The sequence below is a fragment of the Aestuariivivens sediminicola genome, assembly GCF_022662015.1.
Taxonomy (GTDB): Bacteria; Bacteroidota; Bacteroidia; order Flavobacteriales; family Flavobacteriaceae; genus Aestuariivivens; species Aestuariivivens sediminicola.
This window is the reverse complement of the sequence record NZ_JAKMCM010000004.1, coordinates 328,181-341,116: the sequence shown is the minus strand read 5'-3', so window position 1 is coordinate 341,116 and position 12,936 is coordinate 328,181. Positions and strand designations below refer to the sequence as shown.

At 39.8% G+C, this 12,936-nt stretch carries 11 protein-coding genes; 7 read left to right on the top strand and 4 right to left on the bottom strand.

Features of this window, described 5'->3' with window-relative positions; translation table 11 throughout:
- The first annotated feature begins 199 nt into the window (after window positions 1-199).
- The 7 genes from MR041_RS11315 to MR041_RS11285 all read left to right on the top strand — a co-directional run bounded on the left by MR041_RS11315 (window position 200) and on the right by MR041_RS11285 (window position 7,451).
- A complete protein-coding gene (locus MR041_RS11315) occupies window positions 200-1,738 on the top strand; it encodes a YifB family Mg chelatase-like AAA ATPase (RefSeq protein ID WP_242093977.1) in 1,539 nt (512 codons plus the stop codon).
- A 65-nt stretch (window positions 1,739-1,803) separates the two neighbouring features.
- Window positions 1,804-2,913, top strand: coding sequence for a DUF2891 domain-containing protein (locus tag MR041_RS11310; protein WP_242093975.1), 1,110 nt, complete (start codon window positions 1,804-1,806; stop codon window positions 2,911-2,913).
- 40 nt (window positions 2,914-2,953) lie between these two features.
- Complete coding sequence (locus MR041_RS11305) at window positions 2,954-4,183, top strand: Nramp family divalent metal transporter (protein ID WP_242093973.1); 1,230 nt, start codon at window positions 2,954-2,956, stop codon at window positions 4,181-4,183.
- A 143-nt stretch (window positions 4,184-4,326) separates the two neighbouring features.
- Complete coding sequence (pxpA, locus tag MR041_RS11300; RefSeq protein ID WP_242093971.1) at window positions 4,327-5,067, top strand: 5-oxoprolinase subunit PxpA; 741 nt, start codon at window positions 4,327-4,329, stop codon at window positions 5,065-5,067.
- Window positions 5,067-5,798 (top strand): 5-oxoprolinase subunit PxpB, encoded by a 732-nt coding sequence (gene pxpB, locus MR041_RS11295; RefSeq protein ID WP_242093969.1) that lies wholly within the window; start codon window positions 5,067-5,069, stop codon window positions 5,796-5,798. The genes pxpA and pxpB overlap by 1 nt, the downstream gene beginning before the upstream one ends.
- Window positions 5,791-6,642 carry a 5-oxoprolinase subunit C family protein gene (locus tag MR041_RS11290; protein ID WP_242093968.1) on the top strand — a complete coding sequence of 284 codons (852 nt, stop codon included), beginning with the start codon at window positions 5,791-5,793 and terminating at the stop codon, window positions 6,640-6,642. The genes pxpB and MR041_RS11290 overlap by 8 nt, the downstream gene beginning before the upstream one ends.
- 62 nt (window positions 6,643-6,704) lie before the next feature.
- On the top strand, window positions 6,705-7,451 hold the full coding sequence (locus MR041_RS11285) for a DUF6503 family protein (RefSeq protein WP_242093966.1): 747 nt from the start codon (window positions 6,705-6,707) through the stop codon (window positions 7,449-7,451).
- A gap of 1 nt (window position 7,452) precedes the next feature.
- Here MR041_RS11285 and deoD read toward each other — a convergent pair whose 3' ends face one another.
- The 4 genes from deoD to clpB all read right to left on the bottom strand — a co-directional run bounded on the left by deoD (window position 7,453) and on the right by clpB (window position 12,678).
- Entirely contained in the window at window positions 7,453-8,151 is a 699-nt protein-coding gene (deoD, locus tag MR041_RS11280; RefSeq protein ID WP_242093964.1) for a purine-nucleoside phosphorylase, read from the bottom strand.
- A gap of 84 nt (window positions 8,152-8,235) precedes the next feature.
- A complete protein-coding gene (gene deoC / locus MR041_RS11275) occupies window positions 8,236-8,904 on the bottom strand; it encodes a deoxyribose-phosphate aldolase (RefSeq protein WP_242093962.1) in 669 nt (222 codons plus the stop codon).
- A 138-nt stretch (window positions 8,905-9,042) separates the two neighbouring features.
- The gene (gene deoC / locus MR041_RS11270) at window positions 9,043-9,699 is read right to left on the bottom strand and encodes a deoxyribose-phosphate aldolase (RefSeq protein ID WP_242093961.1); all 657 of its coding nucleotides are present in this window, start codon (window positions 9,697-9,699) and stop codon (window positions 9,043-9,045) included.
- A gap of 372 nt (window positions 9,700-10,071) precedes the next feature.
- Window positions 10,072-12,678, bottom strand: coding sequence for an ATP-dependent chaperone ClpB (gene clpB / locus MR041_RS11265; protein WP_242093959.1), 2,607 nt, complete (start codon window positions 12,676-12,678; stop codon window positions 10,072-10,074).
- Window positions 12,679-12,936: the final 258 nt, after the last annotated feature.

Below are 12,936 nucleotides of genomic sequence, written 5' to 3'. Positions count from 1 at the left end.
TCCCTTCTTAGGAACTAATTAATAGCAAGTCAAATGTAGTATAATATTTTAACCCAAAACAAAACGAATTTGATGTATATCTATGCTAAATTAACCTCAATTACCCCATATGGTCACCAAAACCTTAATAATTTCCATTCGTCTAATCAGTACTACAAAGGCAAGATACTTTTCTTACATTTAGCTCAAAATTATTGAAATGCTAAAAAAGGTATATGGAAGCGCTGTATTAGGCGTAGAGGCAACAACCATAGCAGTTGAGGTGAATGTAGATAAGGGTATCGGTTATCATTTGGTTGGTTTACCCGATAACGCAGTAAAAGAAAGTAATTTCCGGATAGCTGCCGCCTTGCAGAATAATGGCTATAAAATTCCTGGTAAAAAAATCATAATAAACATGTCTCCGGCAGATTTAAGGAAAGAGGGCAGTGCCTATGACCTGACTCTAGCTGTAGGCATATTGGCTGCTTCCAATCAAATCAAGGTGAATGGAATTGAGGACTATTTGATTATGGGTGAATTATCCCTCGATGGCAGTTTGCAACCGATTAAAGGGGCCTTACCGATCGCAATCAAGGCTAGAGAGGAGGGGTTTAAACATTTTATATTGCCTCGCCAAAATGCTAAAGAAGCGGCAATAGTAAATGATCTGGTAGTCTATGGTGTTGACAATATTGATCAGGTTATTCAATATTTCGATAAGGGAAATCCACTCGAACAAACAATAATCAACACACGGGATGAATTCTACAAAAATCTTGAATTCCCGGAATTTGATTTTGCAGATGTCAAAGGTCAGGAGGGTATAAAACGCTGTATGGAAATCGCGGCTGCCGGGGGTCATAATATCATTCTAATAGGCCCACCTGGAGCGGGTAAAACCATGTTGGCTAAACGACTACCAAGTATCTTACCACCCATGACCTTGCACGAAGCTTTGGAAACAACTAAAATACATTCCGTTGTAGGGCGTATCAAGGCCCACACCGGATTAATGACCGAACGTCCGTTTAGAAGCCCCCATCATACCATATCAGATGTCGCATTGGTTGGCGGTGGGGCCTTTCCACAACCCGGGGAAATTTCTCTGTCACACAATGGTGTATTATTCTTAGATGAGCTACCTGAATTTAAGCGATCTGTTCTTGAGGTTTTACGTCAACCCTTGGAAGATCGTGAAGTGACCATTTCCAGGGCTAAATTTACCGTAACCTATCCATCTTCATTTATGTTGGTTGCCAGTATGAACCCGAGTCCCGGGGGTTATTTTAACGATCCCAATGCACCCGTCACTTCCAGTCCGGCGGAAATGCAGCGCTATTTAAGCAAAATATCCGGCCCTTTACTGGACAGGATTGATATTCATATTGAGGTGACACCGGTACCTTTTGAGAAATTGTCTGACGATCGAAAAGGAGAACTCTCAATCCATATCAGAAAACGTGTGACTGCTGCGCGGGAAATACAAGCGCTTCGATTCAAGGCATCTGAATCTGTTCATTATAATGCCCAAATGAATACCAAACAAATTCGTAAATATTGTATTTTAGACGCTAACTCCAAGCAGTTGCTTAAAACGGCTATGGAACGATTAAATTTGTCGGCTCGAGCCTATGATCGTATTTTGAAGGTTGCCCGGACCATCGCCGACCTCGAGGGCGTGCAGCAGGTGAATGGTTCCCATATTAGTGAAGCCATTCAATACAGAAGTTTGGATAGAGAAGGATGGTTAGGGTAAAAAAACTTGAAATACAATATGGGTTTATCATTTAAAAATTGTCATATAGATAAATTATCTTACCCATGAAAAAATATATCATATTAACTGTGATTCTGATCTGGAGTTGCAACTCATCCTCAAAAGAAGAACAAGAAGTGAAAGAAATTACTCCAATTGAGATTGCCGAGAAACCCATTCTTAACCTAGAGCAAGCCAATAAACTGGCGGCCTTACCATTAGATTGTATCAACACCGAATACCCTAACAAATTATCTCAAACCATAGGAGCTGATTCCGATTTGCATCCACCGCGTATATTACACCCGGCATTTTATGGTTGTTTCGATTGGCATTCTGCCGTCCATGGTCATTGGAGTTTGGTTAGCCTTTTACGACAGTTCCCAAATTTAGAAGGAGCACAAAGTATTAAAGAAAGATTGCTTCAAAACATATCAAGGGAAAACATTGAAGTCGAAGTGGCGTATTTTAAGGGGAAACTGAATACGTCCTACGAACGGACCTATGGGTGGGCATGGTTGCTAAAATTGGCTGAAGAATTGCATATGTGGGAAGATGATACGGCAAGGATATTGGAGAAGAATCTGCAACCCTTAACCGATTTAATCGTTGAGAAATACATAGCGTTTCTTCCTAAATTAAATTATCCCTTACGTGTCGGTACGCATACAAATACCGCTTTTGGACTGTCATTTGCTTACGATTACGCAGAGAAAATGAATCATGATGGGCTTAAGCAAGCCATTATAAAACGAGCTCAATTTTTCTTTTCAGAGGATTCGAATTGTCCCATGTCATGGGAGCCGAGCGGCACAGATTTCTTATCACCCTGTTTAGAGGAAGCGGCATTAATGAAGCGTTTACTACCAAATGAAGAATTTAAAATTTGGTTTGAAGCCTTTTTACCTGCGCTTAAAGATAAATCCTATAATTTGGAAGTAGGTGTAGTATCCGACCGATTGGATGGTCATTTGGTGCATTTAGATGGTGTTAACTTCTCGCGTGCCTGGTGTTTGTATAAAATTGCTGAAGGTCTGCCGGAGTACGAACATCTAAAAAATATAGCAAATCATCATATTAATTATTCACTTCCGAGTATTTTTGGGGATAGTTATGAAGGTGGACATTGGTTGGGAAGCTTTGCTATTTATGCTTTAAATTTAGTGGATAAATAGGGCAGTCGCTTAACCAATTAGAATAAACAATAATGGTTTTTTGAGGAATTACTTTAAAAATATTGGCCCGGGACCTCTTATTGCTGCTGCTTTCATCGGCCCGGGTACGGTTACGGTTTGTACGCTTGCAGGTGTTGGCTTTGGATACGCCTTACTATGGGCCATGACAGTGTCTACTTTAAGTACCATAATCTTACAAGAAATGGCCTCAAGACTGGGGATTGTGTCGCGTAATGGCCTTTCTGAAACCTTGAGGATGGAATTAAAGAACCCTTGGCTTAAAGGACTGGTTATGTTAATTACCATTTCGGCTATCGGGGTAGGTAATGCCGCCTATGAAGCCGGAAATATTACTGGCGGTGTGTTGGGTTTGGAGACACTTTTTGGCAATTACAGCATGCCTTTTGGTGTATTTAATATAAATGTATATAGTCTCGTTATTGGTGGCTTGGCATTTTTACTGTTATATGTTGGAAATTATAAGATATTGGAAAGGGCACTTCTTTCACTAGTCGTTTTAATGAGTGTGGCATTTCTAATTTCTGCTGGTATGACCAGGCCCAACTTGTCTCAAATTATTAAAGGCGCTTTTGTGCCAATCTTACCAAAAGATAGTTTACTGACGGTCATTTCTTTAATAGGAACTACAGTGGTCCCCTATAATCTGTTTTTACATGCTTCTCTGGTGAAGGAAAAATGGCAAAAAAAGGAAGATTTGAAATATGCAAGAAAAGATACCATCATTGCTGTAGCTTTGGGAGGCTTAGTATCTATGTGCGTTATCATTTCGGCAGCATCCGTTGACTCCGGTTCCGTACAGAATGCAGTCGATTTAGCTCGAGGATTAGAACCCTTATTCGGAAAATTTGCGAAGTATGTAATGGCCATAGGCCTATTTGCTGCAGGTATTACCAGTGCCATTACTGCGCCTTTGGCCGCAGCTTATGTAACCTGCGGTTGTCTGGGGTGGGACTCTAACATGAAGAAGAAAAAATTTAGGTCAGTATGGATGGTGATATTGTTTTTAGGTATAGTGTTTTCTTCATTAAATATCAAACCTGTATCCATTATAAAATTTGCCCAGGTGGCAAATGGCCTGCTATTACCTTTAATAGTAGGTATCCTGTTATGGATTATGAATAAGCAAACTATTTTAGGTGCATATAAAAACAGTTTCCTGCAGAATGCGATAGGGATCATTATTCTAATTTTAAGTGTTTTGTTATCTACAAGTGTTCTGAGTAAGGTGTTTGGGTTTGAAATGTTCTAATGTTTAATGAAATGAAGGGAGTTAGAGTCTTATGATTACGGATTTAATCCGGAAACTAAAGAATTTGCAACCTTTGGCTCAAATGGTAATCAGATTTTCCAATAACTTATTAACTTAGTAGTTCATATTAAAAATGCTTCGCCTTGAATTCTTTTATTATAGATATTAATGCGGATGTTGGAGAAGGTATTGGCAACGAGGCTTCTTTAATGCCGCTTATATCGTCCTGTAATATAGCATGTGGCGGTCATGCCGGTGATGATAGCACGATGGAAACTGTTATTGGTCTGGCAAAATCACATGGGGTTAAGATAGGGGCACATCCCTCTTTTCCGGATAAAATAAATTTTGGTAGAAGCGTTATGGATATGTCCGATGTGGCTTTATATGAAACTCTTGAAGAACAGGTATGTCGTCTGATTCATCATTTGGATAATGCCAATGTTAGCCTCCACCATGTTAAACCTCATGGTGCACTTTATAATCTGGCAGCCAAAGATAAAAATATAGCCATGGTGATCGTTGAACTTTTAAAGCGCTTTGCATTTCCGGTATACCTGTATGTACCCTTTAAATCAGTTATAGCCGATATGGCTGTGAAGCATCATATACCTATTACATATGAGGCCTTTGCAGATCGAAATTATAACGACGATTTAAGCTTGGTTTCCAGGAATGAACCGAATGCTTTAATCGAGGACCCTGGAGTCATGTACGATCATCTCCTAAGAATGATCAAGGAAAAAAAGGTGAGGACCGTTAGTGGAAAAGAAGTAAGCATTGAAGCACATACCTTTTGTGTTCATGGTGATAATCCAAAAGCCCTTCGTTTACTGGAAGGATTGAGAGACAGATTAATGGAAAAAAAGGTTCAAATTTTATAATGCAGTTTCAATTATCCTATAAGCGTTATGGTGCTCAAGCCATTCTTATCGAATGGCCGGCAAAAATTAATGTCGAAATATTACATGATGTCCTTGGTTTTAAGCGCAAAATCGATGAACAATATATTAATTTAAATGTTCAAATAATCCATGCATATTGCTCTATATTAATTGATTACAAAATTAATAATTTTAATTACAATAGAGAGCTGGAGATGCTGCAACAGCTGTATGGATCCAAGCCTGAAAATACGGTAAATACATTTAATCGTTGGAAGATTCCAGTGTGTTATGAGGCGCCTTTTGCTATGGATTTGGAATCACTTTCAAAGTCAAAAGGACTTTCAAAAGAAGATATTATCGATCGACATATTCAGGGAAAATACACGGTATATTTTATAGGATTTCTGCCCGGGTTTTTATACTTAGGTGGATTGGATCCGCTACTTCATACGCCACGCAGGGCAACGCCCAGATTGGAAATAGAAAAAGGTGCTGTGGCCATTGGTGGAATTCAAACCGGAATTTACCCGTTTAATAGCCCGGGGGGATGGCATGTGATTGGGAATTCTCCGATTCATTTTTTTGACGCCACTAAAAAGCAGCCTTGTTTTGCAAAGGCGGGAGATGAAATCGAGTTTGTTCGAATATCTGCCAAACAATATCGGGATACCAAGATTTTAGCTGATGCTAAGGTCTATCAGTTAGAAAGCGAGGTGATACATGATTAAGGTAATAGATCCAGGTTTTTTTAGTACCATCCAGGATATGGGTCGCTATGGGGTTCAGGGTTTTGGTATTCCACGTTCCGGTGTTATGGATCGTTATGCCTCGGGTTTGGTCAACGCATTATTGGGAAATCCAAAGGGAGCACCGGTATTGGAGATCACTATGGTTGGACCGGTATTGGAGTTCATCACCCCAACTTTAATTTGTATATCTGGCGCCCTCATGCAGCCTGCTTTAAACGGGGATCCAATAGATAACAATAGTGTTATTGCTGTTGGTGAAGGGGATATTCTGAGTTTTGGTAAATTAAAAAAAGGCTTTAGGTCCTATCTGGGTGTTTTGGGTGGTTTTCAAACCGAATTCATCCTCGGTAGCTATAGTATGTATAAAGCAATTACCGAACAAGCGTCATTGGCAAAGGGAGATACATTGCACAGTGCTCAGAAACAAGATATTGACATGGAGGGACATTCGAAATTACGTGTTAATACCAGTTATTTAAACACCTCTGTTATCGAGGTTTATAAAGGTCCGGAATTCGACAACCTATCTCTGGCTCAGCAAAAGAGGTTGTTTTCCAGAAGTTATACGATTTCTAAAAACAACAGCAGGATGGCATATCAGTTGGAGGAACCTATCAAAAACGAATTAAACCCCATTATCACCTCTCCGGTCCTTCCGGGAACAGTTCAGTTAACACCATCGGGACAATTAATTATTCTTATGAGGGATTGTCAGACTACGGGAGGCTATCCAAGGGTATTGCAACTTAAAGCTGCTTCTGATGATATTTTAAGTCAAAAGTTTACTGGTGAACAAATTAAATTTAACCTTATAACTATTTAAGAAAAGTTTAAGAGCCTACCTGGTGGAGAAATTGTAGTTTAAGGGTTTTGAATTAAAAGCTTATGAAAATAATCAAATACACGCTGTGCTCTGTTGCATTGATTGTTGCTTGTGCTGATGCTAAATCACCGGACCCGGATGTTATCATTAATACCTCCATTGAATTCTCCGGAGGCGAGAAGTTTAAGCATTCTGTGATTGATTTCGATTTCAGAGACAGACATTACAGTGCACGTCGAGATCAAGGTTATTTTTTATTAACCAGAACAACCATTGTGGATTCTGATACCATAGTTGACGCTTTAGACAGTCATGATACGTTTTCAAGGAACATCAATAATATCAAAGTTGAATTGCCTGACACCATGGCCGTAAAATACAAGGCCTCTGTTAATGCTGTTCATTATTTCTCCGTACTGCCTTATCGTTTGAATGATCCGGCGGTGAATAAAGCATACATGGGGAAATCAAAAATAAAGGATGCCGAATATCATAAAATTAGGGTCACTTTTAATGCGGACGGAGGTGGTGAAGATCATGAAGACGTGTTTATTTACTGGATCAATACAGATAGCTTTAAGGCCGATTACATCGCCTATTCCTATACCGAGCCTGATGGCACAGGGTACAGATTTCGAGAGGCTTTTAATGAACGTTATATTGATGGTATTCGATTTGTAGATTATAACAATTACAAACCTCAGACAAAGGATGTTAATTTGGAATCCCTGGGGCAATTGTTTGCGCAGAATGAATTAGCGCTGCTCTCAAAGATAGAATTAAAAAATATTAATGTTAAGTCGTTGTAAATTAAGCTATTTCAAGGGCTATTTCTACCATATCTTTAAAGGTTGTTTCGCGTTCTTTTCGTGTGGTACGTTCACCTGTAACCAAAGAATCTGATATGGTTAATATAGACAGTGCATTGACGTTATGCTTGGCTGCAATAGTATACAGTCCGGCCGTTTCCATTTCCACGCAAAGCACTCCGAATTTAGACCACTTTTTATAGGACTCAAAATCATCGGCATAAAACTCATCAGACGTGAAGACATTCCCTGCTTTTAAAGGAATATTCATCATTTTTGCAGCCGTCACAGCTTTTTGAAAGAGTTCAAAGTTAGCGGTAGGGGCATAATCCGCTCCTCCAAATCGCAATTCATTCACCCCGGAATTCGAAGAGGCTGCCATAGCCAACACAATATCTCTTATTTTTACATGCTCCTGGTATGAGCCTGCACTGCCAACACGAATCAGATTTTTCACTCCGTATTCACTAATTAGTTCGTGTGCATAGATTGAAATGGAAGGAACCCCCATACCGGTACCCATTGCAGAGACCCTTTTGCCATTATGCTCACCGGTAAAACCGAGCATACCCCGCACTTTATTGAAGCAAACCGGATTTTTAAAAAAGGTTTCTGCAATCCATTTTGCACGAAGAGGGTCTCCCGGCAGTAAAATGGTTTCGGCAATCTCTCCCGTTTTAGCTTCAATATGTACACTCATTGTTATTTGTAGTTTATCAAGGTTTTGTGGATCCGGTAGGTTAAGCTGAAATTTTATATTTAATGGCTACTGTGCTTTAATAAATTAATAGTCTGATGTACTTCGTGTCCCCGTAACGATTTCAATACCGGATGATGTTCCTATGCGTTCAACACCCAGATTAATAAACTTCAGAGCGGTTTTTGCATCTCGTATTCCTCCAGATGCTTTTATTTTTGTACCACTCGAAGCCACAACCCGCTTCATAACGTTGACATCTTCAATTCTGGCACCACCCGGGCCGAAGCCTGTAGAGGTCTTAACAAAATCGGCACCACATTGTACGGCGAGTTCACAGGCTTTGATAATTTCCAATTCCTCCAGATAGCAGGTCTCTAAAATCACTTTTAACACCTTATTTGGCATCACCTGTTTTACGGCCTCTATATCTTTCCAAACACCGTCAAAATCCTTACTTTTCAACAATCCGACCTGTATTACCATATCTATTTCATCGGCTCCATTGCTTAAAGCATCCTTAGCCTCAGTCACCTTCGAAGCGGTAGACATCGCTCCCAGAGGGAAACCCACAACACTGCAAACTTTTACAGGACTATTCTGGAGCTGTTTATAAGCCAGACTTACGTAACCACTGTTCACACAAACGGTATGAAATTTAAACCGTTTTGCCTCCTCGCATAGTGAAATAATATCCTCTTTTGTAGCCGTCGCTTTTAAAAGGGTATGGTCGATATAAGAATGTAATGCTGTCAAATGAGTAGTAATTGCGTAGTTGTATATCAAAGGTATTAACTATTCTTCAATTTATAATGCATATAAGCAATAAAAAAAGCCGGTATATCATGAAATAAACCGGCCTTTTTTACCTTGTTCGATGCCTACTACAGCATTCTAATAAAACGCATGTGATTGATCATCTACTTTAATCAGGTTTGAAACATCTACTCTGTGTGCCCCGGTTTCTAAATATTTTTTTGCAGTTTCCAGATCATGAATGCCACCAGAGGCTATAATTTTAATTCTATTCTTGATGGTCTTTTTGATCATTTTAATGCAGGTTAGCGTCGCACCACTCTTTGTAAAACCGCTCGAGGTTTTTATGTAATCAACTTTAGCATCAAGGCAGATTTCACAGGCCTTAATGATTTCATTTTTATTGATTTCAGATATTTCCAGAACAACTTTCAAAGGGACTTTGCCAATGGCCAATTTCACATCGGTGATATCTTTCAATACAGATACGTAATTTTTACTTTTCAAAAATCCTAAATTCATGACCATGTCAATCTCATCAGCACCATCGGCAACGGCTTTTTTAGCCTCATAGACCTTTGCTTCCGTGGCCATGGCCCCTAACGGGAAACCCACTACAGTGCCAATTTTAACATCGGTGTATTTTAACAGTTGTTTGGCTAGGGCAACATATGAACTGTTCATACAGATACCGTTGAGTCCTTTGTCTTTGGCATCATGGCAAAAATCAATAATTTCTCGTTCTGTTGTGGTGGATTTTAAAAGGGAATAATCAATGTGTTTCAATATATTCATTGCTATTAAGTAGGTTTTTTTATTTACTTACAATGCAAAGATTATAAGTAAACGGTTTAACATTTAAGGGAATGGAGTAGCGTTGGGGGTCTTACTCAAAATTCTAAATTATAAAAAATTAGTTTCCGTGACCAATACAATTCGATAAACGACATGCGCATTTTTTTTATAATAAGACATAACTCGTTTGTTTTCAAATTATTGCAGATTATCTGACTAAATTGCATTTCATCGAAAATATTAAATTGTTTGTCGATAAAATAAAAAGCAACGCTCCTCTTTAAAGAGATTCACGTTGCTTTTCAAACTAACCAACCAATTAACTAATAGACTGAATTAAATTCGTATTGTTACACTGGTAAACCTTATATTTTATAGTTCTTCTTTTACCAGATCACCCTGATTTCTAAAAACGAGTTTATCATCAAAGGCATCCAGTAAAATGATGCTGTCCGTGCTTATTTTACCGGCTAATATTTCCTTGCTCAAAGCATTGAGCACCTCTTTTTGAATAACGCGTTTCACAGGTCTGGCCCCATATTCTGGGTTGTATCCTTTTTCTGCCAGATAGGCTACGGCCTCATTCGTGGCATCAAAAGTGATACCCTGCTGACCGATCATCCGGGTAATTTGTTTTAACTGTAAGCCTACAATGGCATGAATATCAGCTCGTGTTAACGGCGTAAACATTACGATATCGTCAATACGGTTTAAGAATTCCGGTCTTACGCTCTGTTTCAATAGGCCAAGTACATCTACTTTTGCCGATTCTATGGCAGAATCCAGATCCTTTGTGGCCTCAAAGCGCTCATGAATCAAATGGCTCCCCATATTCGAGGTCATGATAATTATGGTATTCTTAAAATCCGCCACGCGTCCTTTGTTATCCGTTAGTCGTCCTTCATCCAAAACCTGCAAAAGGATGTTAAATGTATCGGGGTGTGCCTTTTCTATTTCATCCAATAGAACGACTGAATAGGGCTTACGTCTTACTGCTTCTGTTAACTGTCCCCCTTCATCATACCCTACATAGCCCGGAGGTGCACCAACCAGTCTGCTCACTGCATGGCGTTCCTGATACTCACTCATATCAATACGGGTCATTGCATTCTCATCGTCAAACAGGTATTCCGCCAAAGCTTTGGCCAATTCGGTTTTACCGACCCCTGTGGTCCCAAGAAACAGGAAGGTCCCAATTGGTTTTTTCGGGTTCTGTAATCCCGCACGACTTCTGCGTACCGCATCACTCACGGCTTCAATGGCTTCATCTTGACCAACGACACGTCTGTGTAATTCATCTTCCAGCCTTAACAGTTTTTCTCTTTCACTCTGCAACATTTTGGTTACCGGTATACCTGTCCATTTGGCCACGACTTCGGCAATATCGTCATAGGTGACCTCTTCTTTGATTAAAGAGTTGTCCGCGTGTTCAGCTAGTTGCTTTTGAAAGGTCTCAAGTTGCTCCTGGGCCTCTTTTATCTTACCATATCGCAGTTCGGCTACGCGACCATAATCGCCTTCGCGCTCCGCCCGTTCGGCCTCCAATTTAAAATTCTCTATATCCTGCTTGGTGTTCTGAATATTGTCGACAACTTCTTTTTCACTTTTCCATTTCGCATTGATCTCATTGCGTTGTTCTTTGAAATTGGCTAAATCTGATCGTAAAGATTTTAATTTGACTTCATCTTTTTCGCGTTTAATGGCCTCAATTTCAATTTCCAACTGCATGATTTTTCTATCCAATACATCCAATTCTTCCGGTTTGGAATTGATTTCCATTCGCAGTTTGGAAGCCGCTTCATCCATGAGGTCAATGGCCTTATCCGGTAGAAAGCGGTTGGTAATATAACGCTGTGATAATTCCACCGCACCAATAATGGCTTCATCTTTAATACGTACTTTATGGTGAGTCTCATATTTTTCCTTAATACCCCTTAATATGGAAATAGCACTTTCTGTATCCGGTTCATCGACCATAACCTTTTGAAAACGACGTTCCAAGGCTTTGTCTTTCTCAAAATACTTCTGATATTCATCCAAGGTCGTCGCCCCTATAGCCCTTAATTCACCTCTCGCCAATGCGGGTTTTAAAATGTTGGCGGCATCCATAGCACCTTGTCCGCCACCCGCACCTACTAGTGTATGAATCTCGTCAATGAACAGGACAATATCGCCTTCACTGGTCGTAACTTCCTTAATTACGGCTTTTAAGCGTTCCTCAAACTCCCCCTTATATTTTGCCCCGGCAATCAGGGCGCCCATGTCCAGAGCAAAGATCTGTTTCTCTTTAAGATTTTCAGGCACATCACCATCCACTATCCTGTGGGCTAAACCTTCGGCAATGGCGGTTTTACCTGTGCCGGGCTCACCTACTAATATAGGATTGTTTTTCGTGCGTCGGGATAATATTTGAAGGATTCTTCTAATCTCCTCATCACGACCGATTACGGGGTCTAATTTGCCGTCTTTGGCCAACTGGTTGAGGTTTTTCGCATATTTGTTTAAGGAGTTGTAGGTGTCTTCCTGACTTTGAGAAGTCACGCGATCTCCTTGCCGCAGTTCCTCAATACTCGCCTGAAGCCCTTTTTCGCTAACCCCTTGATCTTTTAACATCTGGGCTATTTTACTGTTCGATTTAAAAATGGCCAAAACAAGATGTTCGATAGATACATAGTCATCTTTCATTTTTTTAGCCAATATGCTCGCCTCATTCAAGGTTTTACCGGCCTCTCGGGAGAGCATTAATTCGCCACCCGTAACCTTTGAAAAACTTTCCAACTGTTTATCCAATGCCTTTTGAAGCATGAGCAAGTTGACATTTAATTTTTTTAAGAGGAAGGGTAAGACGTTTTCATCAACTTCCAGAATACCTTTAAACAGGTGTTCGTTTTCAATTTGCTGATGTCCGAGGCCCTGAGCAATCTGTTGCCCTTGTTGAATGGCTTCTTGAGATTTTATAGTGAAATTATTTAAGTTCATAATGTCAATTTTTGTTTCTTGTAACTCGATATTTCAATAACCTTACCAGTCCGAAACACCCATAATATTACAGACAAAATGTCTGGTAAACTGAGATTATAACTGACGTTTGGTCAGTTTGAGGATCGATCTGCTTAACATCACCAGGGTTTGTTTGTGTAAAAGTAAAGGCTGCATACAATAACGAGCCACATGCCGGAATTAGAGGTAATAATGTTGGTATTTGAGATCATTTAGAATGCCATATTATGAACAGCA

Bases quoted from the DNA above. Each gene is read 5' to 3' on its own strand.
- MR041_RS11315 (WP_242093977.1), top strand. From the start codon at position 200: ATGCTAAAAAAGGTATATGGAAGCGCTGTATTAGGCGTAGAGGCAACA.
- MR041_RS11310 (WP_242093975.1), top strand. From the start codon at position 1,804: ATGAAAAAATATATCATATTAACTGTGATTCTGATCTGGAGTTGCAAC.
- pxpB (WP_242093969.1), top strand. From the start codon at position 5,067: ATGCAGTTTCAATTATCCTATAAGCGTTATGGTGCTCAAGCCATTCTT.
- MR041_RS11290 (WP_242093968.1), top strand. From the start codon at position 5,791: ATGATTAAGGTAATAGATCCAGGTTTTTTTAGTACCATCCAGGATATG.
- MR041_RS11285 (WP_242093966.1), top strand. From the start codon at position 6,705: ATGAAAATAATCAAATACACGCTGTGCTCTGTTGCATTGATTGTTGCT.
- deoD (WP_242093964.1), bottom strand. From the start codon at position 8,151: ATGAGTGTACATATTGAAGCTAAAACGGGAGAGATTGCCGAAACCATT.
- deoC (WP_242093961.1), bottom strand. From the start codon at position 9,699: ATGAATATATTGAAACACATTGATTATTCCCTTTTAAAATCCACCACA.
- clpB (WP_242093959.1), bottom strand. From the start codon at position 12,678: ATGAACTTAAATAATTTCACTATAAAATCTCAAGAAGCCATTCAACAA.